Annotated in this window: 21 protein-coding genes and 1 pseudogene; 11 read left to right on the top strand and 11 right to left on the bottom strand. The window is 71.3% G+C overall.

Annotation, left to right across the window (positions count from 1 at the left end; all coding sequences use genetic code 11):
* Positions 1-86: 86 nt before the first annotated feature.
* Positions 87-497, bottom strand: a complete 411-nt coding sequence (locus ABZT47_RS37670) for a DUF2000 family protein (protein WP_354852910.1) — start codon at positions 495-497, stop codon at positions 87-89.
* A 308-nt stretch (positions 498-805) separates the two neighbouring features.
* Here ABZT47_RS37670 and ABZT47_RS37665 point away from each other — a divergent pair, with 308 nt between their 5' ends.
* Complete coding sequence (locus ABZT47_RS37665; RefSeq protein WP_354852908.1) at positions 806-1,735, top strand: AraC family transcriptional regulator; 930 nt, start codon at positions 806-808, stop codon at positions 1,733-1,735.
* A 52-nt stretch (positions 1,736-1,787) separates the two neighbouring features.
* On the opposite strand, the gene ABZT47_RS37660 is transcribed toward ABZT47_RS37665, so the two are convergent.
* Both ABZT47_RS37660 and ABZT47_RS37655 read right to left on the bottom strand, forming a co-directional pair.
* Positions 1,788-2,633: a L,D-transpeptidase gene (locus ABZT47_RS37660; RefSeq protein WP_354852906.1), complete on the bottom strand. Its 846-nt coding sequence runs from the start codon at positions 2,631-2,633 to the stop codon at positions 1,788-1,790.
* 297 nt (positions 2,634-2,930) lie between these two features.
* Complete coding sequence (locus ABZT47_RS37655) at positions 2,931-3,794, bottom strand: Ig-like domain-containing protein (RefSeq protein ID WP_354852905.1); 864 nt, start codon at positions 3,792-3,794, stop codon at positions 2,931-2,933.
* Between the two features lie 660 nt (positions 3,795-4,454).
* Between ABZT47_RS37655 and ABZT47_RS37650 the strand changes: the two genes are divergently transcribed.
* Entirely contained in the window at positions 4,455-5,429 is a 975-nt protein-coding gene (locus ABZT47_RS37650; RefSeq protein ID WP_354852903.1) for a zinc-binding dehydrogenase, read from the top strand.
* Here the strand turns inward: ABZT47_RS37650 and ABZT47_RS37645 are convergent.
* The 7 genes from ABZT47_RS37645 to ABZT47_RS37615 form a co-directional block, all read right to left on the bottom strand.
* Positions 5,407-5,562 (bottom strand): hypothetical protein, encoded by a 156-nt coding sequence (locus ABZT47_RS37645; RefSeq protein ID WP_354852901.1) that lies wholly within the window; start codon positions 5,560-5,562, stop codon positions 5,407-5,409. The two genes, ABZT47_RS37650 and ABZT47_RS37645, sit on opposite strands and share 23 nt — an antisense overlap.
* Positions 5,562-6,317 (bottom strand): helix-turn-helix transcriptional regulator, encoded by a 756-nt coding sequence (locus tag ABZT47_RS37640; RefSeq protein ID WP_354852899.1) that lies wholly within the window; start codon positions 6,315-6,317, stop codon positions 5,562-5,564. Before ABZT47_RS37640 ends, ABZT47_RS37645 begins: the two co-directional genes overlap by 1 nt.
* On the bottom strand, positions 6,314-7,147 hold the full coding sequence (locus tag ABZT47_RS37635; protein WP_354852897.1) for a DUF4097 family beta strand repeat-containing protein: 834 nt from the start codon (positions 7,145-7,147) through the stop codon (positions 6,314-6,316). The genes ABZT47_RS37640 and ABZT47_RS37635 overlap by 4 nt, the downstream gene beginning before the upstream one ends.
* Positions 7,148-7,334: 187 nt before the next feature.
* Complete coding sequence (locus ABZT47_RS37630) at positions 7,335-7,511, bottom strand: DUF6104 family protein (RefSeq protein WP_354852895.1); 177 nt, start codon at positions 7,509-7,511, stop codon at positions 7,335-7,337.
* Positions 7,512-7,601: 90 nt separating this feature from the next.
* Complete coding sequence (locus tag ABZT47_RS37625; protein ID WP_354852893.1) at positions 7,602-11,321, bottom strand: multifunctional oxoglutarate decarboxylase/oxoglutarate dehydrogenase thiamine pyrophosphate-binding subunit/dihydrolipoyllysine-residue succinyltransferase subunit; 3,720 nt, start codon at positions 11,319-11,321, stop codon at positions 7,602-7,604.
* A 330-nt stretch (positions 11,322-11,651) separates the two neighbouring features.
* Positions 11,652-12,317 (bottom strand): phenylalanine--tRNA ligase beta subunit-related protein, encoded by a 666-nt coding sequence (locus ABZT47_RS37620; protein WP_354852891.1) that lies wholly within the window; start codon positions 12,315-12,317, stop codon positions 11,652-11,654.
* A 105-nt stretch (positions 12,318-12,422) separates the two neighbouring features.
* A complete protein-coding gene (locus tag ABZT47_RS37615) occupies positions 12,423-15,053 on the bottom strand; it encodes a glycoside hydrolase family 9 protein (RefSeq protein ID WP_354852889.1) in 2,631 nt (876 codons plus the stop codon).
* 324 nt (positions 15,054-15,377) lie between these two features.
* Here ABZT47_RS37615 and ABZT47_RS37610 point away from each other — a divergent pair, with 324 nt between their 5' ends.
* The 4 genes from ABZT47_RS37610 (at position 15,378) to ABZT47_RS37595 (ending at position 19,197) form a co-directional block, all read left to right on the top strand.
* A complete protein-coding gene (locus ABZT47_RS37610) occupies positions 15,378-15,965 on the top strand; it encodes a helix-turn-helix domain-containing protein (protein ID WP_354852887.1) in 588 nt (195 codons plus the stop codon).
* Positions 15,962-17,269, top strand: coding sequence for an MFS transporter (locus ABZT47_RS37605; protein ID WP_354852886.1), 1,308 nt, complete (start codon positions 15,962-15,964; stop codon positions 17,267-17,269). The genes ABZT47_RS37610 and ABZT47_RS37605 overlap by 4 nt, the downstream gene beginning before the upstream one ends.
* Positions 17,270-17,412: 143 nt before the next feature.
* The gene (locus ABZT47_RS37600; protein ID WP_354852884.1) at positions 17,413-18,531 is read left to right on the top strand and encodes an MBL fold metallo-hydrolase; all 1,119 of its coding nucleotides are present in this window, start codon (positions 17,413-17,415) and stop codon (positions 18,529-18,531) included.
* 81 nt (positions 18,532-18,612) lie between these two features.
* Positions 18,613-19,197 carry a DUF305 domain-containing protein gene (locus tag ABZT47_RS37595; protein ID WP_354852883.1) on the top strand — a complete coding sequence of 195 codons (585 nt, stop codon included), beginning with the start codon at positions 18,613-18,615 and terminating at the stop codon, positions 19,195-19,197.
* A gap of 32 nt (positions 19,198-19,229) precedes the next feature.
* Here the strand turns inward: ABZT47_RS37595 and ABZT47_RS37590 are convergent, their stop codons facing one another.
* Positions 19,230-20,288, bottom strand: coding sequence for a dihydrodipicolinate reductase (locus ABZT47_RS37590; protein WP_354852881.1), 1,059 nt, complete (start codon positions 20,286-20,288; stop codon positions 19,230-19,232).
* 442 nt (positions 20,289-20,730) lie between these two features.
* Here ABZT47_RS37590 and ABZT47_RS37585 point away from each other — a divergent pair, with 442 nt between their 5' ends.
* From ABZT47_RS37585 to ABZT47_RS37565, 5 genes and pseudogenes are all read left to right on the top strand, one after another.
* Positions 20,731-21,627, top strand: coding sequence for an SDR family NAD(P)-dependent oxidoreductase (locus ABZT47_RS37585; RefSeq protein WP_354852879.1), 897 nt, complete (start codon positions 20,731-20,733; stop codon positions 21,625-21,627).
* Positions 21,628-21,926: 299 nt separating this feature from the next.
* Positions 21,927-23,099, top strand: coding sequence for an ROK family transcriptional regulator (locus ABZT47_RS37580; protein WP_354852992.1), 1,173 nt, complete (start codon positions 21,927-21,929; stop codon positions 23,097-23,099).
* A gap of 97 nt (positions 23,100-23,196) precedes the next feature.
* The gene (locus ABZT47_RS37575; protein ID WP_354852877.1) at positions 23,197-24,705 is read left to right on the top strand and encodes a sugar ABC transporter ATP-binding protein; all 1,509 of its coding nucleotides are present in this window, start codon (positions 23,197-23,199) and stop codon (positions 24,703-24,705) included.
* Entirely contained in the window at positions 24,702-25,820 is a 1,119-nt protein-coding gene (locus tag ABZT47_RS37570; RefSeq protein ID WP_354852875.1) for an ABC transporter permease, read from the top strand. The genes ABZT47_RS37575 and ABZT47_RS37570 overlap by 4 nt, the downstream gene beginning before the upstream one ends.
* A 92-nt stretch (positions 25,821-25,912) precedes the next feature.
* A pseudogene (locus tag ABZT47_RS37565) lies at positions 25,913-26,235 on the top strand (sugar ABC transporter substrate-binding protein); the annotation flags it as partial.

The raw sequence follows: 26,235 nt of genomic DNA, 5'->3' as shown, positions 1-26,235 counted from the left end.
GTCGACGCCTCGACGCCGGTCCGTTCGATGCTACCGGCGGACGTAACCGGTCTCGCGGCTCGCGCGGGGATCGGAGACCACGCGGGTCACGGGTGGAGGGTCAGGCCCTTGAGGGTCTTGTCGAGGAGGTTCTTGGGGGCGTGGAGGGCGAGGCCGACCAGGGGGAGGGTTTCGGCGGGGTGGGCCTGGACGGTGGCGCGGTTGGCTTCGTCGTGGCCGGTCTTGAACATGTCCTCGATGTAGACCGCTGTGGGGACCGCCCGGGCCAGGGCTCTGGTGTGGGTGCGGGTGAGGCCCTCGGCGTCGGCGGCGTAGACGAGGACCGGCTGGCGGAACATGGCGAGGTAGGCGTTGCCGGAGGCGTCCGCGTAGGGTTCACCGATGGTCTCCTCGGAGGCCGCGGCGATGGCGCTCGCCAGGAACGCGGTCACGTTGAGCTTCTGCCAGACGGCCAGGTCCTCCCGGACGACGATGGCGATCTTCGTGTCGAAACGCATGCTGAGCAGCTTGGCGAGGGTCGGGGTTCCCGTCTTGTACGCCGGTGCGGCGGGGGTTGTCGGCTCGGTGCCGTTCGGCAGTGCGGAGTAGGGACCCGGTGCCGATCAGTGATGCGGGCGTCGGCACGGACAGTTCTTCACGCGGGCGTCGGCGCGGATGGTCGTCATGCGGGGGCGGCGCCGACGGTGGTCATGCGGGGCAGCGCGGCCGGTGGTCATGCGCGCGTCGGTACGGAGGTCGTCATGCGGGCGTCGGCGGACGTCGCGGTCGACTGCGTGCGGTCAGGCGTGTGGTCACAATGGAGGGCATGGGAGGGGACTGGTCGCGGTACTGGCGGGCGGCCGATCGGCCGTTGGAGGCGATGCACGCGCACTTCGAGCGGCATGTCTACCATCGGCACAGCCACGAGACCTACTCTTTCGGGATGACCGAGGAGGGGGCCCAGCACTTCACCTGCCGGGGCGAGGCCCGTACCAGCGCGGCAGGGATGGTCATGGTCTTCAATCCCGACGACCCGCACGATGGGCACGCGGCCGACGAGGTGGGCTTCACCTACCGGATGGTGCACATCGGGCCCGAACTGGTCGCCGAAGTGCTGGGCGAGGCCGCTGGACGGACGGCCGGGCTGCCGTTGTTCACCCAGCCCGTTGTGGACGATGCCGTGCTCGCTGGACGGTTGCGCGGGCTCCACGGGGCTCTGGTGGGCGACACGGACGCGACGGCGCTGCGCCGCGACGAGTTGCTCGACTCCGTGGTCATGGCCGTGGTGCGGCGGGCTGGGCGCAGGCACGTTCCGGTGTACGCCGGTGGAGGGGGTCGCGATCTGCCCGGCCGCGGGATGCCACGGCCGAGTGCCGGCGGCATCGCCGGACCGGGCGAGCAGGAGATGGCGCGGATGGTCGGGGGAGTCGGCCGGAAGACGGCGCGGGTTGTGCGGGAGTTGTTGCACGACCTGGACGGCGGCGCGGTGTCGGCGGGTGACCTGGCCGTCGCCGCCGGACGCAGCCGGTTCGCCGTGTACCGGTCGTTCCGGGAGGCGTACGGCATGGCGCCCAGCGACTACCAGCGCCAGCTCCGGCTGCGCGCGGCACGCAGGCTACTCGCCCAGGGCTGCTCTGCGGCGGACGTCGCTGCGACGACCGGCTTCACCGACCAGAGCCACCTCACCCGCTGGTTCTCCCGCTACTACGGAGTGACTCCCGCCGCCTACGGCCGGGCCGCCGCACCCACTCCCTGAACAGGCGGGTGCGCCGCTCTACGATCACTGACGAGTCTGTGGTCCTCGGGCGTCAGTCGTTGATGATGATCATGGTGCCTAGGGGGAGATGGGTCACGGCGTCGAGGGCGGGTTTGGGGAGGCGGACGCAGCCGTGGGAGACGGCTTGGCCGAAGACGCTCTTGTCGGGCCAGCCGTGCAGGCCGACGGTGCCGGGGCCGCCGTCGTAGGTCTTCAGTTTCTCCGAGTGCGAGCCGAGCGGCAGGATCACCGGGCTGTAGGACACGCCGGAAGGGGAGAGGGCGGCGAGCAGGAAGGTGCGGCCGACGGGGGTGGGGGTCTTGTCGGTGCCGATGCCCACCTGCCACGATCCGGTCTCCTGGCCGTCCTTGAACACGGCGAGCCTGCGGTCGGACAGGTCGATGCGCACCTGGTAGGGGCTGTGGGACTCCTTGGTCTTGCCGTCGCCGGTGTGGATCCAGCCGGTGGACCCGTTGGGCCTGCTGGGGAGCAGGACGCGCATCCAGCCGGGGCGCGTCTCGACGACCGGGAGCCAGGTCGGGTTGTCGAGCTGGGTGGTGGGGAGGACGGCGATCGCCGGGCCCCCGGGTTCGGCGTAGACCACCTTCGGGGCGCGCGGGTGGACGACCAGGCCGTCGTTGGCCGCGAAGGGCTGCGAGTCGGGTTCGGCCTCGCTGACCGTCGTCCACGTCGTCGACCTCGGCAGAGCGGCGAGCTGGGCCGTGGTCACCTTCGCCGGCGGGATGGGCTTGGCCGGCGTGGGGGTGGGCGGGGCGGCGAGCTCGCGGTCGAACTTCCAGTTGGTGACGATCACCAGCATCACCAGGCTCAGCAGGACCGTGGTGACCACCGCGGCGATGAGGACGACGGTGCGGGTGGATCGGCGGCGGATGTACATGGGGACCCCCGTGAAGTACTGGCTGCTGCTCTTCGCGGTTCGGCGGACCGGTGGGCGCTGGTGAATCGGTAATGGCGAGCGGTAACCGTGAGCGGTGACCGTGGTGGTCGTGGCGGTGCGCGGTCACGGTGATGGTCGTCGTGGCGCCGCGCAGTGGTGGTCGTGACGTCGCGTGGTGGCGCTGCGCGGGGGAGTGGGGTGGTGGTGATGCCGTGCGGTGAGGGGGTGACGGTGGGGGGCGAGCCGGAGGGCCCGTCCGGGATTGCGGACGGGCCCTCGTGGCCCCGGGACGGTGGATCAACCCGTCACGGCGAAATGCTGGACCGGCCGCGGCCGCTCCTTCTTGTAGTGCTTCTGGTGGTACCGCTTCTCGTGGTGCTCGTGGTGCTCGGGCACCCACTTGTGACGGTGGTTGTCCCAGTACTCGCGGTGACCGCCGCCGTGGTCGAACCAGCCCTCGATGTGCCGGCGGATGCCCCTGTCGACCAGCACGGTGTGGTCGTTGCGGTCGTGCCACCACCTGTCGCAGCGGCGGCGCAGGTTCTCCCACTCCTCCTTGGTGTGGTGTGCCGAGATGCCGTGGCGCTCCTCGGCGTTCCTCAGACGGCGGCACTGGTGCTCGTCGTCGTCGTCATGCCGGATGGTCCTCGGCTCGTCCTCGTCCTCCCAGTCGTCGTCGTGGTCGGACTTCTGGGCTTCCTTCTTGCCGTCGTCCTTCTTGCCGTCGTCTTTCCGCTCGGCCTCGACCCGCTGGACGAGCGTCGCGATGTTGCTGGGGTCGAAGGAGGTGTTGCCCAGGTACTGGGCGGAGATGGTGTGGGTTCCCTCGGCCAGGGTGGTGGTCGTCAGCGTCGCGCGGCCGCCGGTGAGCAGGTCGGCGGTGCCGAGCTCCACGGTGCCGTTCTTGAAGACGACCCTGCCGGTCGGGAGGATGGTGGTGCCGGTCGCCGTCACCGAGGCGGTGAAGGTGACCGACTCGCCCCGCCGGGACGGGTTGTGCGACGAGGTCAGTGTCGTGGTCGTCGCGGTGGCCCGCCGTACGGTGACGGAGAACCCGGGCTTCACGGGCCCGGCGGGAAGCAGGGATGCCGCCTGCGTGCCGAGGGCCTGCGGGGCGGTGCTCGCGCTCGCACTGCTGGGTGCCGCGGCGAGCGCGCCCATCGCGAGAGCGCCCGTGAGAGCTGCCGTCAGCCATGAACGACCGACATTACGTTGGAGAGACCGTGGGTGACCGACGTCTATCATAAAGCGGTCCTTTTCTTTTTGCAGTTCAAAGTAAAGGAGCACCTCGATGCTGGCGCGCCTGCATGTCCGACCCTACTCATGGTCGACCTCGATACCGTTGTCCGACATGCGGGAGATTCGCGCAAGCGGCGGAGTAACTGTAAAAAATAGTGGCCCGCTACTCACTCTTTTTTCGTGATAAGTCGGACAGCCTTCCGAGGTCCCCGCACGTCGGAAGCCCTGTCCCAGCGCGGAAATCGACTCCAGGTAAAAAACGGACGACCCGCATCAGCGGTTCAGTGGCGCCGCGTAAATTTCCCGGGACGTGGGCGCGCCGCCCCATGTGCGTTACGGTATTTCGTCCGGGATTGCCGCCTTGTTCCAATAATCGCCGGAGGCGTCGGCGATAACGGCGTAGCGGGTTGGATGCCGCCAAGGACGCCTTTCCGGGATTTCGCGGAGTGCCGCCGGTTTCCTCCGCCATGTGAACCGCCGTGTCGACGAGGAGCCCGTGCCGGCGAAGTGGACGGCCGAGGAGGGCCGTGGACGGGGGTGGCGGGAAGGGAACGGGGCCCGCCCCGGGGGTAGGGTGCCGCCATGTTCGCCGTGACATGCACAAGCACCGACCCAGACAACCCGCTCGCCGGCCTCACCCTCGGCGAGCGGCCCGAGCCGCAGGTCCCCGGCGGATGGGCCGTGGTCACCGTGAAGGCGACCGCGCTCAACCATCACGACCTCTGGACGCTCAGGGGCGTCGGCATCCGCCAGGACCGGCTCCCCATCGTGCTCGGCTGCGACGCCGCCGGCGTGGACGAGGACGGCAACGAGGTCATCGTCCACTCGGTGATCGGCACCCCGGTCCAGGGGGACGAGACGCTGGACCCCAAGCGCTCGCTGCTGTCGGAGAGCCACGACGGCACGTTCGCCGAACGGGTCGTCGTCCCGCGCGCCAACCTGGTGCCCAAGCCGGCCGGGCTCTCGTTCGAGGAGGCCGCCTGCCTGCCGACGGCGTGGCTGACCGCCTACCGGATGCTCTTCGAGAAGTCGGGGCTGGAGCCCGGCTCCACCGTGCTCGTCCAGGGCGCCGGAGGCGGGGTCGCCACCGCGCTCATCGCGCTCGGCCGCGCGGGCGGCTACCGGGTGTGGGCGACCAGCCGCTCGGAGGACAAGCGTGCCAGGGCGCTGGAACTCGGCGCCGACCAGGTGTTCGCCCCGGGGGCCCGGCTGCCCGAGCGCGTCGGCGCGGTGATGGAGACGGTGGGGCAGGCCACCTGGGACCACTCCCTGAAGTCGCTGCGCCCCGGCGGGCGCATCGTGGTCTCCGGCGCCACGAGCGGCGCTGTGCCGCCGGCCGACCTGAACCGCGTGTTCTTCCTGCAGCTCTCGGTGGTCGGCTCGACCATGGGGACGCGCGACCAGCTCGGCCGGCTCGCCACGTTCCTCGTGCAGACCGGCGTGCGTCCCATCGTGGACCGCGTGCTGCCGCTCGACCATGCGCAGGAGGGGTTCGCCGCGCTGGAGCACGGCGAGGTGTTCGGAAAGGTGGTCTTCACGCCGCCCACGGGCCGATGAGGCACGCGGCGAGGCCGTCCCGCTCGGCGGCCTCGTCCTGCTGGACGGCTTCCGGCGTCTCCTCCCACGGCGCGCACGGTTGAGCGTGGCCGCCGAGACGGAGCAACGGGGGGCGGAAGCCGTACAGGATCATCATCGGAGCGTGGAGCGGATGCGGGTGGCGGCCTCGTACAGGGCGTCCTGGGCGGTGGCGAGGGTCTCCTCGGTCACCGAGGACGCCGCCGCGGCGCCGCGGATCTCCTCGACGAACTCCGCCAGCATGCGGCCGAGCTCGGCGTCGCGGTCGCGGGAGCCGTGCCCCTGCCAGGCGCCGCCCCAGGCGCCGCGCAGCCAGTCCTGCTTCCAGCGCTGGGTCTCCTCTTTCCAGACCCGCTTCTGGCGTTCGAACTCCTGCTTCTGCTCCCTCCACACCTGCTTCTGCTCACGCCAGGCCTGGCGGTAGTCCTCCCTGGCCGTGCGCGCGTCCTCCTTGGCCTGCCGGTGTTCCTCCTGGCCGGTCTGACGCACCTCGCGGGCCATCTGGGTCAGCTCGTCGCGCAGGGACCGCACGGTGTCGCGGACGTCCTCCTTGACCTCGCGGGCGATGTCGCGGACCGACTGGGAGATCTCCTGCTCCAGCTCGGCGAGCTCGTCCATGCGGGCTTCCAGCTCGGCCCGGCCCTTGTCGGTGATCGTGAAGACCTTCTTGCCGTCCACGAGCTCGTGGGTGACCAGGCCCTCCTCCTCCAGGCGCGCGAGCCTGGGGTAGATGGTGCCGGGAGAGGGCGAGTACACGCCGAGGAAGCGGTCCTGCAGCAGGCGGATCACCTCGTAGCCGTGCCGCGGGCTCTCCTCCAGCAGCTTGAGCAGGTACAACCGGAGGCGTCCATGGGCGAAAACGGGGCTCACTGCTCTCTCCTCAGAAGGGTCACATCGGCCGACACGGTGGACGCCGACAGGGAGGCCATGCCTCCGCCGAGCCGGCCGGACACCGACTTGGCGCCCGGGCGGCTGGTGGTGCCGAGGCCGGTGAACGCGCTGTTCAGCCGGCCGGAGGTCGAGCGCAGGGACACATCGGCGTCGACCGCCCCGGGCAGCCGCACGACGATGGACCCCGAGACGCTGTGCAGGGTGACGTGGCCGGTGGGCGGCAGCTCCAGGTCGGCGGTGATGCGGCCGGACACGGTGTTGGCGCGCAGGCGGCGCGGGGTGCCGCCGGCCACGGTCAGCTCGCCGGCGACGCTGGTGAACGACAGGTCGCCGGCCAGGCCCCGGCTCTCGACCGCGCCGGACACGGTCTCGGCCTCGATCTCGCCGCTGACGCCGTCCAGCACGATCTCACCGGAGACGCTCTTGACGTTGGTGCGCCTCTCGAAGCCGGCGACGACCGCGGAGGCCGAGATCACCCCGGCCTGGACGGGACACTCCTTGGGGAGGGTGAGGGTCAGCGTCGTGTCGCGCCGGCCAGGCCGCAGCCACCCGAGGATGCCGTCCCAGGTGAGGTCCTTGTAGGCCACGGTGAGCCGGCCGTCGTCGTCCTGCTCGACGATCAGCGGTGGCGTGTCGATGTCGCTCACTTCCAGGGTCGGTGGCCCGTCGCTGGCGAGCACGGCGAGCCGGCCGGCGACGATGCGGACGCTCAGCTCGCTCACCGCCTCGAACGTCAGCTTCTCCGGCTTGTCGATGGTCCATTTGGGCATGGCCTCGTCCTTCGACGGCTGGTCGTGGTTACCTTCCACGGAACACGATATATCTCGTCAGGCAGAAGTCAAGATGTATCGCGTTTTGAGAGTACGCTGGAAGCGCACCAGAAGTACGCCCGAAGCGTGGCGGAAGCGCGGCGAGAGCAGGCCGAGCACGCCTGAAGGACGCCGGGAGCACACGCCGGCAGGCACGCCGAAAGGCGCCGGCCGAGGCGGGCCGTGGTCAGTCGTCCTCGTCGTCCAGGCGGGCGAGCCAGGTGGCCAGACGCTCGACGGGGATCTCGAACTCGGGGTTGAGATCGACGAACTCGCGCAGCCGCTCGGCCAGCCAGGTGATGCCGACCTCCTCCTCGCCGCGTCGCTCGACCAGCTCTTCGATGCCCCTGTCAGTGAAGTACATCGCAACTCTCCTGCATGTGCGGATATATGGGGAAGTCCCCCACAGAACGCCTGTGGGGGACTCCGATGACGCAGGTGACGGCGCGTCCCGTCAGCCGAGGCTCTCGGTGACGATGTGCTCCAGCTCGGCGTCGTGCGCGGCGTGCGAGCCGGCCGCCGGGGAGGAGTTGGCCGCACGCGACACCCGGCGCAGCCGCCGCCCGTCGAGCAGGCCGGGGTCCTCGGTGAGCTTCAGCGTGAGGTACGGCCACGGGCCCATGTTGGTCGGCTCGTCCTGCGCCCAGATCAGCTCGACGTCGGAGCCGTAGCGGGACAGCTCGGCGCGCAGCTCCTCCGCCGGGAACGGGTAGAGCCGCTCGAGCCGGACGACCGCCACGTCCGTGCGCTGCTGCTTGTCACGGGCGTTCGCCAGGTCGTAGTACACCCTGCCGGAGCAGAGCACCACGCGCCGGACGTCCGACGGGGTGACGGTGGCGTCGCCGATCACCGGGCGGAACGCGCCGGAGGTGAACTCGGCGCTCGCCGAGGACGCCGCCTTGTGCCTCAGCAGGGACTTCGGCGTGAAGACGATCAGCGGCCTGCGGCGGTTCGACACCACCTGCCAGCGCAGCAGGTGGAAGTAGTTCGCCGGCGTCGTCGGCTGGGCGACCGTCATGTTGTCCAGCGCGCATATCTGCAGGAACCGCTCGATGCGGGCCGAGGAGTGGTCGGGGCCCTGCCCCTCGTAGCCGTGCGGCAGCAGCAGCACGACCGCGGAGCGCTGGCCCCACTTCTGCTCGCTGGAGGAGATGAACTCGTCGATGATCGACTGGGCGCCGTTGGCGAAGTCGCCGAACTGCGCCTCCCAGGCCACCAGGGCGTCCGGGCGCACGACGCTGTAGCCGTACTCGAAGCCCATCGCCGCGAACTCCGACAGCAGGGAGTCGTAGACGTAGAACTTCGTGGTGCCCTGGTTGAAGCTCTTGAGCGGCGTGTGGTCCTCACCGGTGACCCGGTCGACCAGCACGGCGTGCCGCTGGCCGAAGGTGCCCCGGCGGGAGTCCTGCCCGACCAGGCGCACCGGGTGGCCGTCGATCAGCAGGGAGCCGAAGGCCAGCGTCTCGCCCATGGCCCAGTCGATGGCGTCCTCGGTCACCATCTGGCCGCGGCGCTGGAGCACCGGGGCCAGGCGGGGGTGGACCGTGAAGCCCTCGGGCAGGGTGAGCTGGGTCTCGACGACCCGCTTGATCGTCTCCTCGGAGATGCCCGTCGGGGTGTCGTCGTGCGACCACGGCACCACCTCGTCGGGGGCGGGCTTGACGACCGCGCCCGGCTCCAGCGGCTTCCTGCCGGCCTCGCGGGTCTCGGTGAAGGCCCGCTCGAGCTGCTCCTGGTAGTCGCGGAGCGCCTGCTCGGCCTCCTCCACCGTGATGTCGCCCCGGCCGATCAGCGCCTCGGTGTAGAGCTTGCGGATCGACCGCTTGGCGTCGATCAGGTCGTACATCAGCGGCTGGGTGAAGCTCGGGTTGTCGGCCTCGTTGTGGCCCCGGCGGCGGTAGCACACCAGGTCGATGACGACGTCCTTGCGGAACTTCTTGCGGTACTCGTAGGCCAGGTGGCCCACGCGGACCACGGCCTCGGGGTCGTCGCCGTTCACGTGGAAGATCGGCGCCTGGATCATGCGGGCCACGTCCGTGGCGTACACGCTGGACCGGGAGGAGGCGGGCGAGGTGGTGAAGCCGACCTGGTTGTTCACCACGACGTGCACCGTGCCGCCCGTGCGGTAGCCGCGCAGCTGCGACAGGTGCAGGGTCTCGGCCACGACGCCCTGGCCGGCGAACGCGGCGTCGCCGTGCACGAGCACCGGCAGGACGGTGAAGCCCTCCTCGCCGCGCTCGAGCAGGTCCTGCTTGGCCCGCACGACGCCTTCGAGCACCGGGTCGACGGCCTCCAGGTGGGACGGGTTGGCCACCACGGACGCGGCGATCTTCTTGCCGCTGGGCGTGGTGAAGTCGCCCGACGCGCCGAGGTGGTACTTCACGTCGCCCGAGCCGTGGGCGCTGCGCGGGTCGAGGTTGCCCTCGAACTCGCCGAACACCTGGGCGTAGGACTTGCCGACGATGTTGGCCAGGACGTTCAGCCGGCCGCGGTGGGCCATGCCGATGACGGCCTCGTCGAGCTCCTCCTCGGCCGCGTCGCTGAGCACCGAGTCGAGCAGCGGGATCAGCGACTCGCCGCCCTCCAGCGAGAAGCGCTTCTGGCCGACGTACTTGGTCTGCAGGAAGGTCTCGAACGCCTCGGCGGTGTTGAGCCGGCGCAGGATGTGCAACTGCTCCTCGCGGCTCACCCTGCCGTGCGACTTCTCGACCTTGCTCTGGATCCAGGCCCGCTCTTCGGGGTTCTGGATGTGCATGTACTCGATGCCGACCGTGCGGCAGTAGGAGTCGCGCAGCACGCCGAGGATGTCGCGCAGCTTCATCAGCGGCTTGCCGCCGAAACCGCCGGTGGCGAACTCGCGCTCGAGATCCCACAGCGTGAGGCCGTGCGACTTGATGTCGAGGTCGGGGTGCTTGCGCTGGTTGTACTCGAGCGGGTCGGTGTCGGCCATGAGGTGGCCGCGCACGCGGTAGGCGTGGATCAGCTCGATGACCCTGGCCGACTTGGCGACGTCGTCGTCGTGCGTGGCCGAGATGTCCTGGACCCAGCGGACCGGCTCGTAGGGGATGCGCAGCGACTGGAAGATCTCGTCGTAGAAGCCGTCCTGGCCGAGCAGCAGCTGGTGGATGCGCCGCAGGAAGTCGCCGGACTGGGCGCCCTGGATGATGCGGTGGTCGTAGGTGCTGGTCAGCGTCATGACCTTGCTGACCGCCAGGCGGTTGAGCGTCTCGGGGGAGGCGCCCTGGTATTCGGCCGGGTACTCCATCGCGCCGACGCCGATGATCGTGCCCTGGCCGGGCATCAGGCGGGGGACCGAGTGGACGGTGCCGATGGTGCCTGGGTTGGTGAGGCTGATCGTGGTGCCCGCGAAGTCGTCGACGCCGAGCTTGCCGCCGCGCGCCTTGCGGACGATCTCCTCGTAGGCCGTCCAGAACTGGCGGAAGTCCAGCGACTCGGCCTTCTTGATCGACGGGACGAGGAGCTGGCGGGTGCCGTCGCTCTTCTGCACGTCGATGGCGAGGCCGAGGCCGACGTGCTCGGGCTTGATCAGCGTCGGCTTGCCGTCGATCTCGGCGTAGGAGTGGTTCATGTCGGGCATCGCCGACAGCGCCTTGATGATGGCGAAGCCGATGATGTGGGTGAAGGACACCTTGCCGCCACGACCGCGCGACAGGTGATTGTTGATGACGATGCGGTTGTCGATGAGCAGCTTCGCTGGGACCACCCGGACGCTCGTGGCGGTGGGGACCGCCAGGCTGAGGTCCATGTTCTGCGCCGTGCGGGCGGCCGCGCCACGCAGCCGCACCTCTTCGGCTCCGGACGGGGTCGCCGCCGCGGGCTTGGCCTTGTCGGCGGCCTGCGGGGCCGCAGGAGTCGTCTTGGCGGCCTTGGGAGCGGCCTTCGGAGCGGCCTTCACCGGCGCCGCCTGCGGCGGCACGGGCTGTGGCGGCGCGGTCGCGGTCGCCGTGGTGGCGTCGGCCGTCGCGCCGTTGGACCCCTCGGGCGCCTGCGCGCGGCTCGTGCCGGAGTTGGGGTTGTAATCAGCGAAGAAGTTCCACCAGGCACGGTCGACAGACTCGGGGTCCTGGAGGTACTTCTGGTACAGCTCGTCGACAAGCCACTCGTTCTGGCCAAAGTTGGTCATGGGGTTTGTCCGCGACGACTCAGACGACACGGCGGAAATCGCCCTCTTCCGCAGATCGGCGTTGTTGAATAAAGAACCTGTCCAAGGCTACTCGCCCGCAGAAGTAACGCGTGCTATCTGTGGCCGGGCTCACGCCCGATCATCCCAGGACCGTTCAAACTGGTCACGCGCGGGTAGTCAGTCCGGGGGGTGAGGTCATGCTCACCTCCAGGCATGCTCGCTCTGCCCCCGGCGCCACAGGCGTGCCTCGCGGACCGACCCGGACTCAGGCGGGCGATCAGCGGGCTCAGGCGCGATGGGCCGGCAGGACTCGCACAGGCCGGACTGACACAGGCCGGACTCCGGCAGGCCGGCAGGACCTCAGGCGGGGCCGACCAGCCGGGACTCCACGCGCACGCCGGGCGTGATCTCGCGCAGCAGGCCCGAGAGCTCCTCCCCGGCCGCCGCCAACTCCTCCAGCGACATCGGCGCCAGCCGTTCGAGCAGGAAAAGCGCGTCCACGGTGTCCTCGGTGATGCGGGTGCGCACGCACTGGCGCCAGTTCCACCTGCGGCAGGTGACGCCGCGGTCGTCCCGCCAGACCACCTCGCCGATCTCGGGGTGGTCGATGACCGTCTCGCCCTTCTCGACGGCGTCGAACGGCTCTTCGCCGCTCGCGCGGACCAGCCGCGCCGTGCCCTCGTAGTGGGCGAGGTCCTCGCCGCCGATGGGCAGGACGTGACGGATGCTGATCGCGTTGTAGGCGTCGACGACCAGGTTGATCTCCGGAGGCGGCATCCGGCGCACCAGGGCGTCGACCGAGGGCCGGGTGCGCTGCGGCTTGGCGCCGAACGCGCGGTAGGCGTCCTGCCAGGCGAGGATGTTCTCGTGGCCGGGGGTGACGGCGCCGGCCGCCGCCTCGGCCAGCCACCCGCGCGAGCGCTCGTCGGAGGGCCCGTTGAGCAGGCCGTACGCGCCGATGGCCAGGACGTGGAAGTCCGGCCGCAGACGGGTGACCGCCTCGTCGATCCAGATGGCACCGATCATGCCGCCCACCCTAGCCAAGGCCGCGCGGCGGGCGTGACGGCATCCGGCCGACGGCCGGGCCGCCACCTCGTGAGGTGGCGGCCCGGCGGACGGTGAGGACGCAGGTCAGGAGCAGACGGCTCCGTTGAGGGTGAACAGGTCCGGGTTGGGGTTGGCGCCGGCGGGGTTGGTGCCGAGGAAGCCGAAGGTGATCGACTGCCCGGCCCCGATCTTGGCGTTGGAGGCCACGTTCTTCGCGGTCACCTTCGCGCCGCTCTGGGTGAGCCCGGCGTTCCAGGACTGGCCGGCCTGCTGGCCGCCGAGGAACGACCACGCGAGGCTCCAGCCGTTCACCGCGGTGGAGCCGGTGTTCTTGACGGTCACCTGGGTGGTGAACCCGCCCGGCCACTGCCCGTGCGTGGTGTAGGTGACCTGGCACTTGCCGGGGGCCTTGACCGTGCCGTCGCCCTGGTCGGCGACGAAGGCCGAGACCCACGACAGGGGCGAGTTCCAGTTGATCGTCAGCTCGTTGGTGGCCCAGGAGTTGATGTCGTCGATGTAGCAGAACTGGGGCTTGCAGTTCTTCAGCTTCTCGGCCGCGAGCGGGTCCTGGATGCCGGAGTTCGGGCCGCCGGCCAGGGTGCCCTTGGGCGGGTTGGGCAGCGTGGCGTCGAGCTGGTGGGAGTACCACCGGCTGTGCTGGTTGTGCGAGTTCACCTCGCCGTACCCGGTGACGTAGGACTGGTTCAGCGCGTTGCGGCCGAAGATGTAGTCGATGCCCTGCAGGACGCCGTCCCGGTACTTGCGCGTGCCGGTGAGGTCGTAGGCCGCGGCCATGACCACCATGTTGTTCAGCACCAGGTTGTTGGAGCCCCAGTCATAGGTGGGCGGGTTGTAGGGCACCCCGTACGGGTGCGCGGTCAGCGTGGCCAGGTACTTGTCGGCTCCGGCGACCACCGACGCGCGCACCTGGTCGCGGCCGGGCAGCGCGTTCGGGACGGTGGCCAGGTCGAGCCGGCCGAGCTGGGCGACGTGGCCCCAGTCGAAGCCGCGCTCGCCCCAGATGTCGGCCGTGTGCTGCGGCGAGGCCAGCACGTAGTCCTGGAACTCCTTCTCGCCGGTCGAGATGTAGAGCTCGGCGGCGGCCCAGTAGAACTCGTCGCTGACGTCGGCGTCGTCGTAGGTTCCGCCGCCGGTGCCGTCGGAGGGCGAGGCGAGCACGGCGGGGTTGGCCTTGGCCGCGGCCCACGCCTTGCGGGCGGCGGTCAGGTTCTTGGCGGCGAACGCCGCGTCGTAGGGGGCGAACAGCCGGGCGGCCTGGGCGGCCGTGGCGGCGAGGTTCAGCGTGGCGGCGGTCGAGACCGGGTGCAGCTGGCGCTTCTGCGCGTCGGTGTGCGGCAGCTGCGGCAGGCCGGTCCAGTTCTCGTCGTGGATCTTGTGGTGCGCCATGCCCGCGTACGGCTTGCCGTCCGGCACCTGCATCTTCAGCAGGAAGTCCTGCTCCCAGCGAGCCTCGTCCAGGATGTCGGGGACGCCGTTGCCGCTCTCCGGCAGCGCGAGCGCGTTGTCGCCCATGGGCTTGGCCGTCGGGGCGTTCTTGGTGCGCTCGTACTCGCTCATGAGCTGGGCGACGGAGATGCCGCCGTTGACCACGTACTTGCCGTGGTCGCCCGCGTCGTACCAGCCGCCGGAGACGTCCAGAGTGTAGTCGCAGACGCCGGGCTGGCAGGGCACGTTCGTGTCGCCCTGGTTCGGCGCGACTCCGATGTGGCCGGCCGGCCGGCCGTAGCCGGGGCGCAGGTCGTCGCGGATCGCGATGCCGCTGCGCTGCGGGTAGTAGAACTTCAGCGCGTCGGAGCGCAGCGTCTCGTAGGCGCTGGCGCCGATGTCGAAGGGCCGGCTGGTCTCGCCATCCGCCGTCAGCGTGTAGCCGGCGCCCGCCTTGGTGTAGGCGCCGAAGTCGATGGAGTGGACGTTCTGCCCGGAGCTGGCGTCCACGCCGCGCGGCGTGGAGGTGCCGGAGGCGACGACGGTGCCCGCGGCGTTCTTCAGCTTCCAGGGCAGCGCGGTCGTGGCCTCGGTGACCACGGTGGCGTTCTTCGGGCCTTTGGGCAGGTAGGCGACCTGGTTGACGCGGACGCGCGGGCCGGTGTCCGGCACGTACACCTCAGGGTCGGCGCCGCCCTTGAGGCTCACGTCGTCCATGCAGAACCGCCACGGCGTGGCGCTGCCGCCGATCTGGAAGACCACCTGGCCGGTGGCCAGGTCGACCGGCGAGGTGAAGGTGTAGTGGAAGTCCCCGCCGGCCGGGGTGAGCTCCGGGTTGGCGGTCACGTAGGCCGTGTAGGGGTCGACGGGCATCTGCACCATCGCCTTGCCGACCCTCGACGGGTCGCCGGAGGCCGAGAAGGAGAACGCGTAGGTCTCGCCCTGGACGAGAGGGATGTCGTTCTGGCCGATGATGACGTCCCACGGGTTGACCGTGCCGCCGGGGATGTCGGCGCAGAGCCGTCCTCCGGTGGTGTCGAACGTGATGTTGTCGGTGTGCCACCAGGGGTCGCTGCCGCTGTCGAAGGTCCCGTTGTGGATCTGCTCGGGGCCGTCGGGGTCGGCGTTCGCGACGGCGGCCCGTGCCTTGGTGGGTGCCGTGTTCGCGCCGGACGCCTGGGCGGCCGGGCTGGACAGGGCGGACGCGGCCAGCGTGGCCGCCGCGGTGAGGGCCAGTGAGGCCGCCCATCGCCGGGATGGTCTGATCACGCGATATCCCCAGGTGTCAAGGTCGGAGGGTCTGAGGGAACCGGATGTGGGAGCGCTCCCATAGACGTCGGTGCCCGCGATGTTTCCAACGTGTGTCCGGGCCGTCAATGGATCGGGGCGCGGTCCGCGGCGGCCCCGCTCCGGCGGCACGGCGCGCGACCCGCCGCCTAGGTGTGCCGTCTGGCCGGACGCTTCGCTCCCGGCCGGTCGCGGGCGTCGGGCGGAGCCGGGCCGCGGCTGAAAGTTTCATCCCCCGAGAGGGTGGCGAGGAGTTCCGCAAATACATCTTTGCAAATAGAGCTTTGCAAAGTTATCTTTGGCGACATGAGCGATGAGAGCGAGGAGTCCGACGTCTACCGCGTCCGCGATCCGCGGGCTCTGAAGGCCGTGGCCCACCCGCTGCGGGTGCGGCTGCTCGGCGCCCTGCGCCTCGACGGCCCGGCCACCGCCACCGAACTGGCCGCCCGGCTCGGCGAGAGCTCGGGCTCGACCAGCTACCACCTGCGGCAGCTCGCCAGGTACGGCTTCGTCGAAGAGGATCCCGAGCGGCGCGACGCGCGTGAGCGCCGCTGGCGTTCGGCGCACCGCTACACCGCCTGGGACGAACTGGAGATCGGCGGCACCCCAGAAGGGCGGGAGGCGGCCGGGTTCATGCGCGAGCGGCAGTTCGAGGCGCTGGCGGGCGACCGCGCGGCGTTCGAGCGCGACCGCGACTCCTGGGGGCCCGAGTGGATCGCCGCCGCCGGCATGTCCGACCACTACGCCCGGCTCACCCCCGCGTCGGTGACGCTGCTCTACGAGCGCGTCTCGGCCATGATCCACGAGCTGGAGGCCGCCGACGCGGCCGATCCCGCGGCCGAGGCGGTCATGCTCCACTTCGCCGCCTTCCCGACCAGGGGGTACACCGGATGACCAGCGCCCGTCCCATGACGCTCTCCGCCCGCGCCGCGCTGCGGCGTTACCTGCTCGTCAGCTTCCTGACCTGGTTCCCGCCCGGCCTGATGACGGCCTCGATGGTGCTGCTGATGACCTCGCGCGGCCTGACCCTCGCGCAGGTCGGCGTCGTGACCGCCGTGTTCTCCGCCGCCGCGGTGATCATGGAGCTGCCCACCGGCGGGCTGGCAGACGTCGTGGGGCGGCGCACCGTGCTCGCCGTCTCGGCGCTGTTCAGCGTCGTGGCGATGAGCCTGATGGCCGTCGCGGGCTCGTTCTGGGCGTTCGTCGTGGTGGCGGTGTTCAAGGGCGTCGCCCGCGCGCTCGCCAGCGGGCCCGCGCAGGCGTGGTACGTCGACGCCCTGCACGCCGCCGAGGGCCCCGACGCCGACCTCAAGCCCGGCCTGGGCAAGGGAGAGGCCATGGGCTCGGCGTCGCTCTGCGCCGGCACGCTCATCGGCGGCGCCCTGCCGCTGGTGGCGCCCGGCGGACTGGCCGCTCCCATGGTGGCCGCGGCGGTGGCGGCGGCCGTGCTGTTCGTCGTCGTGCTGTTCGCGATGCCCGAGCCGCCGCGTCCGCGCACCTCCCTCGGATCGGTGCTGCGCGACGTGCCGGTCACCGTCGGCGCCGGGCTGGGGCTGGCGTTCAGGCGGCCGGGGCTGCGCCGCCTGCTGTTCATGGCCTTCGTCATCGGCATCGGCCTCGGCGCCATCGAGATGCTCACCCCCGGCAGGCTCGCCGCGCTGACCGGCTCCGCCGAGTCCGGCGGTTCGGTGTACGCCGTCGTCGCGGCGGCCGGGTTCGGCGCCAGCGGCCTCGGGTCCTGGCTGGCCCCCCGGGTGGCACGGCTGCTGCGCGGGCCGGTGCCGGCGGCGGTCGCCGGGACGGCGGCCGGCGCGGTGGCGTTCGCGTCCCTGGCGGCGTCGGTGGCGCTGTCCGGCACGGCCGGCGTCGTGGCCGCCTGCGCCGCCTATGTGGTGATGTTCGCGGGGGTCTCGGTCGCCGAGATCGTGCGCGCGGAGATGCTCCACCGGCGGGTCGCCTCCTCCCGGCGCGCGACGCTGATGTCGGTGGACTCGCTTCAGCTCCAGCTCGGCGGGACGGCCGGCGTCCTAGGCCTGGGGTTGCTGGCGTCCGGGGCGGGCACGGCCGCCGCCTGGTGGGTCGCGGCCCTGGTGATCCTGCTGTCCGCCCCGCTGTACCTGCGGCTGCCGCCGGCCGCGCCCGACGCGGAGGAAGGCGTCCATCCCCGGACGGCGACGGCCACCGCACACCCCGAGTAGAACAACATTCGGTGAGCGGTGCACAATCGTGGCGTCGGTTGTCCGTTGTGAGGGTTTCGGGGTCAGGTCCCGGATTTCGGTTACGACGCCGGTCCGGGCACGGCCCCGGCGGAGGCGTCGAAGGTCGCCGGAGGGAGCGCGGAATGGGCGAGCAGGGGGCGGGACCGGCCGTCGAGGCGGCGGCCGAGCCGGGCAGGCGGGTCACCCCGGCCAACCCGGCACAGCGGGACGCCTGGATCGGCGGCGCGATGCCCGAGGTCGAGCGGGTGCGCCCCGGGCTGTGGTCCATCCCGGTGCCGATCCCGATCAACCCTCTCAGGTACGTGCTGGTGTACGCCCTGGAGCTCCCCGACGGGGTGGCGGTCATCGACGCCGGCTGGAACACCGAGGAGGCGTACGAGGCCCTGGCCGGCGGGCTCGGCGTGGCCGGGTACGCGATGACCGACGTGCGCGCGGTGCTGGTGACCCACATCCACCCCGACCACTACGGCCTGGCCGGGCGGGTACGCGAGGCGTCCGGCGCGTGGATCGGCCTGCACCCGGCGGACGCCGCGCTGCTGCACGAGCGCTACGACGAGACCAGGCTCGACGCGCTGGTCGAGCGCGAGCGGGCCCAGCTCGTGCGCAGTGGCGTGCCGCCGGTGAGCGTGGACGAGCTGAGCGGGGCGTCCAAGATGATCCGGCAGTACGTGACGATGGCCAAGCCCGACCGGCTGATCGAGGACGGCGAGCTCCTCGGCCTGCCCGGGTGGGACCTGCGGGCCGCCTGGACGCCCGGCCACTCGCCCGGGCACCTGTGCTTCCTCTCCCCGTCCCGGCGGGTGCTGTTCTCCGGGGACCACGTGCTGGCGAGGATCACGCCGATCGTCGCCGTCCACCCGCAGTCGTCGCCGGACCCGCTCGCCGACTACCTCGGCGCCCTGGCGGCCGTCCGGGACCTTCCGGTGGACGAGGTGCTGCCCGCGCACGAGTTCCGCTTCCTGGAGCTGGCCGACCGGGTCGACTACGTGACCGCCCACCACGGCCGCAGGCTCGCCGAGATCGAGGCGGAGGTGGGGCGGACGCCCGGCGCGGCCTGCTGGGACCTCACCACCCGGCTCACCTGGTCGCGGCCGTGGGAGACCATCCCGGCCTTCATGCGCAGGGCCGCCACGAACGAGACCCTCGCCCACCTGGTGTACCTGGAGGCCCGGGGACGCGTCCGCCGCGCCCCGGCCGCCGGCCCCGACGAGCCCGACCTTTGGTACCCGGCGGCGCCGTGACCGGCGAGCGGTGAACACCGGGCGCCCCGCGCCCGTATCCCCCGGAGGAAGCGCGATCGTCCAGGGTGAGGGGATGCGGTGATGGGCGCAAGGGGAGTCGCCGCGGCCGGTGTGGCCGCCGTGCTCGGGCTGGTCACCATGGTCTCGGCGGGCGGCTGCGCCGCGGCGCCGGACGGCGGGGCGGTCAAGGTGGCCGCGTCCTACGACGACCTGCCCTACAACCTCACCGACGTGCTGTTCCGCCGGGAGATGATCCTGCACTACCGCCAGGGGGTCACGCTGGCGCGGCTGGTCCCCGGCCGCGGCCGCGACCCGTACGTGCGGGGGCTGGCCGAACGCCTGACCGGGGAGGAGGCCGCGCAGGTCGAGGAGCTCGCGGTCTCGCTGCGGATGTGGCAGTTCACGGTGCCGGACTCCGACAAGCCTCCGGTGCACCAGATGGAGGGCATGCTGACCCCGGCCCGGCTTCTCGCGCTCAAGGGACGCTCGGGCCCGGCGTTCGACCGCCTGTGGCTGACCACGCTCGCCCGGCACACCGACTACGGGGCCCGGCTGGCCGACAAGGCCCGCGACGAGGGCAAGGACGCCGCCACCGTCGCCCTGGCCCGCCGGACCGCCGTCACCCAGAAGACCCGCCTCACCGAGATCGTCTCCCACCTTTCCTGACCGGCACGGCCGGTGTCCGCCGTACGGCGGGGTCAGGGGAGGCGGGTGGCGCCGCGGCCGGTGGCGAGGGGGAGGTCCAGAAGGGTGCGGATGCCGGGCGGGGCCGCGCAGACCGAGGCGATCGAGTTGACCGCGTGCGCGGCGGCGCCCGCCAGGCCGTGGGACACCTCGTCGATCGTCAGCATGAGCTGCGGCCGTCCCTCGATGTGGATGGCGAAGCCGGGCTCGGGCCAGCGGCGGACCTTGGCGGCGTCGGACTTGTAGACGCACTCCACCGTCATGAACGGCCGCCCCCGGACCAGCCCGGAGAAGACCCACCGCGAGGCGCAGACCGTGCCGGGGGCGATGACGCCGGCGGTGATCTCGAACTCCTCCGCCGCCAGCTCGAACTCGTCGCTCTCCTCGACCTCGTCCAGCCCGACGCCGAGCGCCTCGGCGACGAGCTGGACGCTCTCGGAGAACAACGCGCGCTGGACGGCCCTGAAGGGACGCACGGCCGTCGCGTAGTCCTTCGGGGAGCGGCCGAAGCCGATGAGGTCCATGACGATCTGCCGCGAAGGGTGCCCGAGATAGTCCGACGACTCGCGCACGTAGATGTGGTCCAGCCGCGTCGACAGGCCGGTGAGGGCGAGCGGCAGCAGGTCGCTCATGAAGCCGGGGTTGATGCCGGTGCCGTACACCGAGGTGCCGCCGGCCCGGCACGCCGACTCGAGTTGCGCCACCACGGCCTGGCCGTAGACCTGCGGGTAGATGAAGCCCGTGGTGGTGATGACGTTCTTGCCCGACGCGAGCAGCGCGCAGACCGTCTGCAGGTCGGCGGCGTAGTCGCCGCCGAAGTAGGCGGCGGGCAGGGGCATGTGCAGCACGCAGTCGGCCTCGGTGGCCATGACGCGGTCGACGTCGTCCACGCACAGCACGCCGGTCTCGGGGAGCCCGACGAGGCCCCCGGCGTCCAGGCCCACCTTGCCGGGGTCGTACACCAGCACGCCGACGAGATCGAACTCGGGCCGGGTGATGACGCTGTGAAGCGCATAGCCGCCGACGGCGCCCGTGGCCCACTGGATGACGCGGAGGGGCGGCTGTGCGGGCATGCGAGGCCTCCAGCCCAGGGGGGTCGCGGACGGGGCCCGGCGAAGCTGGGGGCCGACACCGACCCTCGCCCTCGCGGGGCAGAAACTATAGCAGAATCACAGCCGCCCGATCACTATCCGCTACATCGTCCTCGCGCTGGTGCGGTCCCGATTCTCCGGCCGCCGCGACGGCGAGAACGGGCGGGCGATCGGGCGTCGTGACGCTGGGTCGCCGGGATCCCGAGAGCCGGAACGTGGGTGGGTCTGAGGCGCGAGGACGCGGCGCCGGGGTCTGAGGCGCGAGGACGCGGCGCCGGGGGCTGAGGCGCGAGGACGCGGCGCCGGCGTGGGTCCGGGCGGGAGGGCGCGGCGCCGGGGTCTGGGGCGCGAGGGCGCCGCGCGATATTGTGAAGCCAGCTTTCTAGAATGTTGTTCTCCTGGATTCTCCTCGAAGGGTGGGCGCATGTCGGAACTGAGGTTCGACGGGAAGGTCGCGGTCGTCACCGGGGCCGGGCACGGTCTCGGCAGGTCGCACGCCATCCTGCTCGCCGAACGCGGCGCCAAGGTCGTCGTCAACGACCTCGGCGGCGCGCTCGACGGCACCGGGGCGTCCACGGGGCCCGCGGCCGAGGTCGTCGAGCTGATCGCCAAGAACGGCGGCGAGGCGGTCGCCAACGCCGACAACGTGGCGACGCCCGAGGGCGCCGAGGCGATCGTGCAGACCGCGCGCGACGCGTTCGGCCGGGTGGACATCGTGGTCAACAACGCGGGCATCCTGCGCGACAAGTCCCTCGGCAAGATGGCCGTGGAGGAGTTCGACGCCGTGCTCGCCGTGCACGTGCGCGGGTCGTTCCTGGTCAGCCGTGCGGCGTTCCCGCACATGAAGGAGCAGGGGTACGGCCGCATCGTCAACACCTCCTCCCCCGCCGGCCTGTTCGGCAACTTCGGCCAGGCCAACTACTCCACCGCCAAGATGGGGCTGGTGGGGCTGACCAAGACCCTCGGCATCGAGGGCGCCCGGGCGGGCATCAAGGCCAACGCCATCGCGCCGATCGCCTGGACGCGGATGACCGAGTCGCTGCTGCCGGCCGAGTTCGAGCAGAGGTTCACCGCCGACCGCGTCAGCCCGCTGGTCGCCTTCCTCGCCCATGAGAGCTGCCCGACCAGTGGCGAGGTCTTCAGCGTGGGCGCCGGGCGCGTCGCCCGCGTCTTCGTCGCCGAGGGGCCCGGGTGGCGGACCGACGACCTGACGATCGAGGCGATCCGCGACAACTGGGAGGCCATCCTCGCCGAGGAGCCCTATGTGCGCCCGACCACGCTGGGCGAGCAGGCGGCCGCGTCCATGAAGGCCATGCTCTGACGGTACGCCCCGGCGGCCCGTGAGCCGCCGGGGCGCATGCGTCCCGCATAGCTCCGATGTTTGAGGCGCGGAAGAGATGATCCGGCTTCGGTGGCGCCGGTCGAGTTACCGCTCACATGGCGCGGCGGGTGCGGTCGTCCCGCAGGTCGGCCGCTGTGGACAGCGGCGGTGACCTGCGTCACGTGCTTTTGTTGATAACAGCGAAAGTTACTGATTGTCATCAAAAAGTGCTTTTCAGCACGGCGCGGGTGAACTAGCTTCGGCGTCACCACACTCCGTGCGGAGGCGCTGTGAAACGCATGCCCGTACGGCCGGACAACGTGCACCAGGCAACCCTGCTCCGCCTGCTGCGCGAGGGCGGCCGGTCGCGAGCGGAGCTGGGGGACGACGTCTCGCTCTCCCGCTCCAAGCTCAATCTCGAGCTGGACCGTCTCATCGAGACGGGCCTGGTCGAGCAGGCCGGGCTCGCGGCCTCGCGCGGCGGCCGGCGGTCGGGGATGGTCCGGCTGTCTCCCCACCTGAGGTTCGCCGGCATCGACATCGGCGCCACCTCGGTGGACGTGGCCGTCACCAACGGCGAGCTGGAGATCCTCGGCCACGTGAGCCAGCCGTGCGAGGTCCGCGAGGGGCCCGCCATCGTGCTCGGCCTGGCGATGGAGCTGCTCGCCAAGCTCCGCGAGCAGGGGCTGTTCACCCAGCTCCACGGGGCCGGCATCGGGGTGCCCGGCCCGGTGAGCTTCCGCGACGGCGTCCCGTTCGCGCCGCCGATCATGCCCGGCTGGGACCGCTATCCGGTCAGGGAGGTCGTCAGCCAGGAGCTCGGCTGCCCGGCCATGGTGGACAACGACGTGAACCTCATGGCGCTCGGCGAACTGCACGCGGGCCTGGCCAAGCAGGTCGACGACTTCCTGCTCATCAAGATCGGCACCGGCATCGGCTGCGGCATCGTGGTCGACGGCAAGATCTACCGCGGGGTCTCCGGCAGCGCTGGCGACATCGGCCACATGCGGGTCGACGACCAGGGACCGCTCTGCACCTGCGGCAACACCGGGTGCCTGGAGGCGTACTTCGGCGGCGCGGCGCTGGCGAGGGAGGCGGTCAGGATCGCCCCGCGCTCTCCCTACCTCGGCGAGCGGCTGGCGCTGGGCGGCAGGCTGTCCGCCGAGGACGTGGCCGCGGCGGCGACCCTCGGCGACCAGGCCGCCCTCCAACTCATCCGGGAAGGCGGGCGGCAGGTGGGCCAAGTGATGGCCGGCCTGGTCAGCTTCTTCAACCCCGGCCTGGTGATCATCGCGGGAGGCGTGGCCCGTCTGGGCCACGTACTACTCGCGGAGATCAGGAGCGTCGTGTACCGCCGGTCGCTGCCGCTGGCGACCGGGAATCTGCCCATCGTGCTCTCCGAGCTCGGCGACACCGCCGGGATCATCGGAGGCGCCCGGCTGATCAGCGACCACGTGTTCAGCGCCTCGTGACCCCGTCCCCTGCCCACCGCCCGGCCGTGTCCTTCACCGACCTTCACCGCACTTCCGTTCCGACCAGAACCACTACCCGACCCACTTCGGAGGCCCTGTGAGCGACCTGCTGGTCATGCGAGGGATCGTGAAGCAGTTCCCCGGCGTGCGCGCCCTGGACGGCGTCGACCTGGACGTCCGGGCCGGCGAGGTCCACTGCCTGCTCGGGCAGAACGGCGCGGGGAAGTCCACCCTGATCAAGATCCTCGCCGGTGCGCACCGCCCGGACGAGGGCACCGTGACCTTCGGCGGCGAGCCCGTGCGCTTCGCCGGGCCCATCGCGGCCATCAGGTCGGGCATCTCGACGATCTACCAGGAGCTCGACCTGGTCGACGGCCTGTCGATCGCGGAGAACATCTTCCTCGGCCACGAGCACGCCGCGTTCGGCTTCACCCGCAGACGCGACATGAACCGGGCCGCCGCCGCGCTGCTCAACCGGCTCGGGCACGGCGAGATGCGGCCCGGGACCGAGGTCGGGCGGCTGCCGGCCGCGGGCAAGCAGATCGTCAGCATGGCGCGGGCCCTGTCCCACGAGGCCCGGCTGATCGTCATGGACGAGCCGTCGGCCGCGCTGGCCCACGACGAGGTCGCCAACCTGTTCCGCGTCATCAGGGACCTGACGGCGCAGGGCGTGGCGGTCGTCTACATCTCCCACCGCCTGGAGGAGATCCGCGAGATCGGCGATCGGGTCACCGTGCTCAAGGACGGCAGGACGGCCGCCGTCGGGCTTCCGGCGCGCGAGACGCCGACCTCCACGGTCGTGTCGCTGATGACGGGCAGGGACGTGGAGTACGTCTTCCCCCCGCGCCCGGCGCCCGGCGCCCACGACGAGCACGCCGAGGTGCTGCGCGTCGAGGGCCTGACGCTGCCCGGCCGCTTCGCCGACGTCTCCTTCAGCGTCAGGGAGGGCGAGATCGTCGGCCTGGCGGGCCTGGTCGGCTCCGGCCGGTCGGAGATCGTCGAGACGGTCTACGGCGCCCGCAAGGCGGCCTCGGGACGGGTCGTGCTGGCGGGCCGTCCGGTGCCGCCCGGCAGCACCGGGCGGGCCGTGCGGCTCGGCATGGGGCTCGCGCCCGAGGAGCGCAAGTCGCAGGCCCTGCTGATGAACGAGACCGTCGCCCGCAACATCACCATCGCCGGGCTGAAGAAGTACTCGCGACTGGGCTGGATGGATCGCGGGCAGGAGCGCACCGCGGCCGCCCGCCTGGTCGAGACGCTCGACATCCGTCCCGGCGACCCCGACCGTCCGGTCAGAACCCTCTCGGGCGGCAACCAGCAGAAGGCCGTGTTCGCCCGGTGGCTGGTCGAGGACCGCAAACTGCTGCTCCTCGACGAGCCGACCCGGGGGGTCGACGTGGGCGCCCGCGCCGAGCTGTACGCCGTGATCCGGCGGCTGGCCGACGAGGGCGTGGGCGTGCTGCTGGTGTCCAGCGAGGTCCCGGAGGTGCTCGGCCTGGCCGACCGGGTCCTGGTCCTGCGTGAAGGCAGAGTCATCCACGAGTCGGACGCGCGCGACCTCGACGAGCCGCGCGTCCTCGACATGATCATGGAAGGGAGCGCGCTGTGACGGACGCACGCGCCTCGGACAGCGGCACTCCCGGCGACGTCGGCGACCCGCCCGCACGGGACCTCGGCGCCGCCGGCGAACAGGTGCCCGAGGACGTCCGGCCGCCCGCCGACGAGCACGCCCGCGTCGAGAACCAGGCGCGGGCGACCGCGGCCACGGGTCCCGGCGTGCTGGGCCGGATGGGTCAGGCCCGCCACCTCGGCCTGGTCGTGGCGCTCGCGCTGCTGGCGGTGGTCGGCCTGGTCACCACCCCCGAGAGCTTCGCCACCTCCTCCAACCTCGTCAGTATCCTCGCCCTGGCCTCGACGATCGGCGTCATCACGGTCGGGATGACCTTCGTCATCATCGGCGGCGGCATCGACCTGTCGGTCGGGGCGGTCATGGCCCTGGCCTCGGTGTGGGCCACGACGCTCGCCACCCAGGCGTACGGGCCGGTCGTGATGGCGATCTGCGCCATCCTGGTCGGAACCGGCGCGGGGCTGGTCAGCGGATTCCTGATCTCCTACGGGCGGATGGTGCCGTTCATCGCGACGCTCGCCATGCTCGTGGCGGCGCGCGGTCTCGCGCAGCGGATGTCCGACCGCAGGACCCAGCTCGTGCAGCCGGACAACAGCGCCATCGTGGAGCTTTCCACGACGCGGGTGCTCGGCCTGCCGCTGCTGGTCTACATCTTCGCGCTGGTGGTCGCCATCGGATGGCTCGTGCTCAACCGCACGACGTTCGGGCGGCGCACCTACGCGGTCGGCGGCAACCCGGAGGCCGCCCGGCTCGCCGGCATCGACGTGCGGCGTCACACGATGACGCTGTACGCGCTGTCCGGCCTGTGCTGCGGCATCGCCGCGGTGCTCATCATGGCCCGTACGACCACGGGCTCCAGCACACACGGCGATCTGTACGAACTGGACGCGATCGCCGCGGTCATCATCGGGGGAACCCTGCTCACCGGTGGCCGGGGGACCATCATCGGCTCGATCCTCGGGCTGCTGATCTTCACGGTCATCACCAACCTGTTCATCCTCAACGGCCTTAACACCAGCGACCAGCTCATCGCCAAGGGCCTGATCATCGTGATCGCCGTGCTGCTCCAGCGGCGGAGCCTGGAATCGCGCACATAGGCGGGTCACCGCCAGGTCGTCCCCACCGCTGCCCCGGAACGCCTCTCGCGCCGAGGGCCGGCGACCCCCTGTACCAGAAGGAGAAAATGACCATGGACAAGCGCGTCGCCAGGCGAGGGTTCCTCGTCAGCGGAGCCGTCGTCGGCGCGGGAGCCCTCGTCGCCGCCTGCACCAGCAACGAGCCGGCGCCCGCCGCGAGCTCGGCCGCCGCCGCCCCGCAGGCCAACTCGGGCGGCACCGACAACGACCAGCCGGGCACCAAGGTCGTCATCGGGTTCTCCGCGCCCGCGGCCGACCACGGCTGGATCGCGGCGATCACGAAGAACGCGCAGGACGCGGCGAAGAAGTACTCCGATGTGGAGTTCAAGCCGGTCGAGCCGACCAATGACATCAACCAGCAGATCTCGGCGGTGGA

Origin of the sequence: Sphaerisporangium sp. NPDC005289 (genome assembly GCF_040607455.1) — a bacterium.
In the GTDB taxonomy this organism is placed as follows: Bacteria; Actinomycetota; Actinomycetes; order Streptosporangiales; family Streptosporangiaceae; genus Sphaerisporangium; species Sphaerisporangium rhizosphaerae.
This window is presented reverse-complemented; position numbering and strand designations above follow the sequence as displayed.

Bases quoted from the DNA above. Each gene is read 5' to 3' on its own strand.
- ABZT47_RS37670 (WP_354852910.1), bottom strand. From the start codon at position 497: ATGCGTTTCGACACGAAGATCGCCATCGTCGTCCGGGAGGACCTGGCC.
- ABZT47_RS37665 (WP_354852908.1), top strand. From the start codon at position 806: ATGGGAGGGGACTGGTCGCGGTACTGGCGGGCGGCCGATCGGCCGTTG.
- ABZT47_RS37660 (WP_354852906.1), bottom strand. From the start codon at position 2,633: ATGTACATCCGCCGCCGATCCACCCGCACCGTCGTCCTCATCGCCGCG.
- ABZT47_RS37655 (WP_354852905.1), bottom strand. From the start codon at position 3,794: ATGGGCGCGCTCGCCGCGGCACCCAGCAGTGCGAGCGCGAGCACCGCC.
- ABZT47_RS37650 (WP_354852903.1), top strand. From the start codon at position 4,455: ATGTTCGCCGTGACATGCACAAGCACCGACCCAGACAACCCGCTCGCC.
- ABZT47_RS37645 (WP_354852901.1), bottom strand. From the start codon at position 5,562: ATGATCCTGTACGGCTTCCGCCCCCCGTTGCTCCGTCTCGGCGGCCAC.
- ABZT47_RS37630 (WP_354852895.1), bottom strand. From the start codon at position 7,511: ATGTACTTCACTGACAGGGGCATCGAAGAGCTGGTCGAGCGACGCGGC.
- ABZT47_RS37620 (WP_354852891.1), bottom strand. From the start codon at position 12,317: ATGATCGGTGCCATCTGGATCGACGAGGCGGTCACCCGTCTGCGGCCG.
- ABZT47_RS37610 (WP_354852887.1), top strand. From the start codon at position 15,378: ATGAGCGATGAGAGCGAGGAGTCCGACGTCTACCGCGTCCGCGATCCG.
- ABZT47_RS37605 (WP_354852886.1), top strand. From the start codon at position 15,962: ATGACCAGCGCCCGTCCCATGACGCTCTCCGCCCGCGCCGCGCTGCGG.
- ABZT47_RS37600 (WP_354852884.1), top strand. From the start codon at position 17,413: ATGGGCGAGCAGGGGGCGGGACCGGCCGTCGAGGCGGCGGCCGAGCCG.
- ABZT47_RS37595 (WP_354852883.1), top strand. From the start codon at position 18,613: ATGGGCGCAAGGGGAGTCGCCGCGGCCGGTGTGGCCGCCGTGCTCGGG.
- ABZT47_RS37590 (WP_354852881.1), bottom strand. From the start codon at position 20,288: ATGCCCGCACAGCCGCCCCTCCGCGTCATCCAGTGGGCCACGGGCGCC.
- ABZT47_RS37585 (WP_354852879.1), top strand. From the start codon at position 20,731: ATGTCGGAACTGAGGTTCGACGGGAAGGTCGCGGTCGTCACCGGGGCC.
- ABZT47_RS37580 (WP_354852992.1), top strand. From the start codon at position 21,927: ATGCCCGTACGGCCGGACAACGTGCACCAGGCAACCCTGCTCCGCCTG.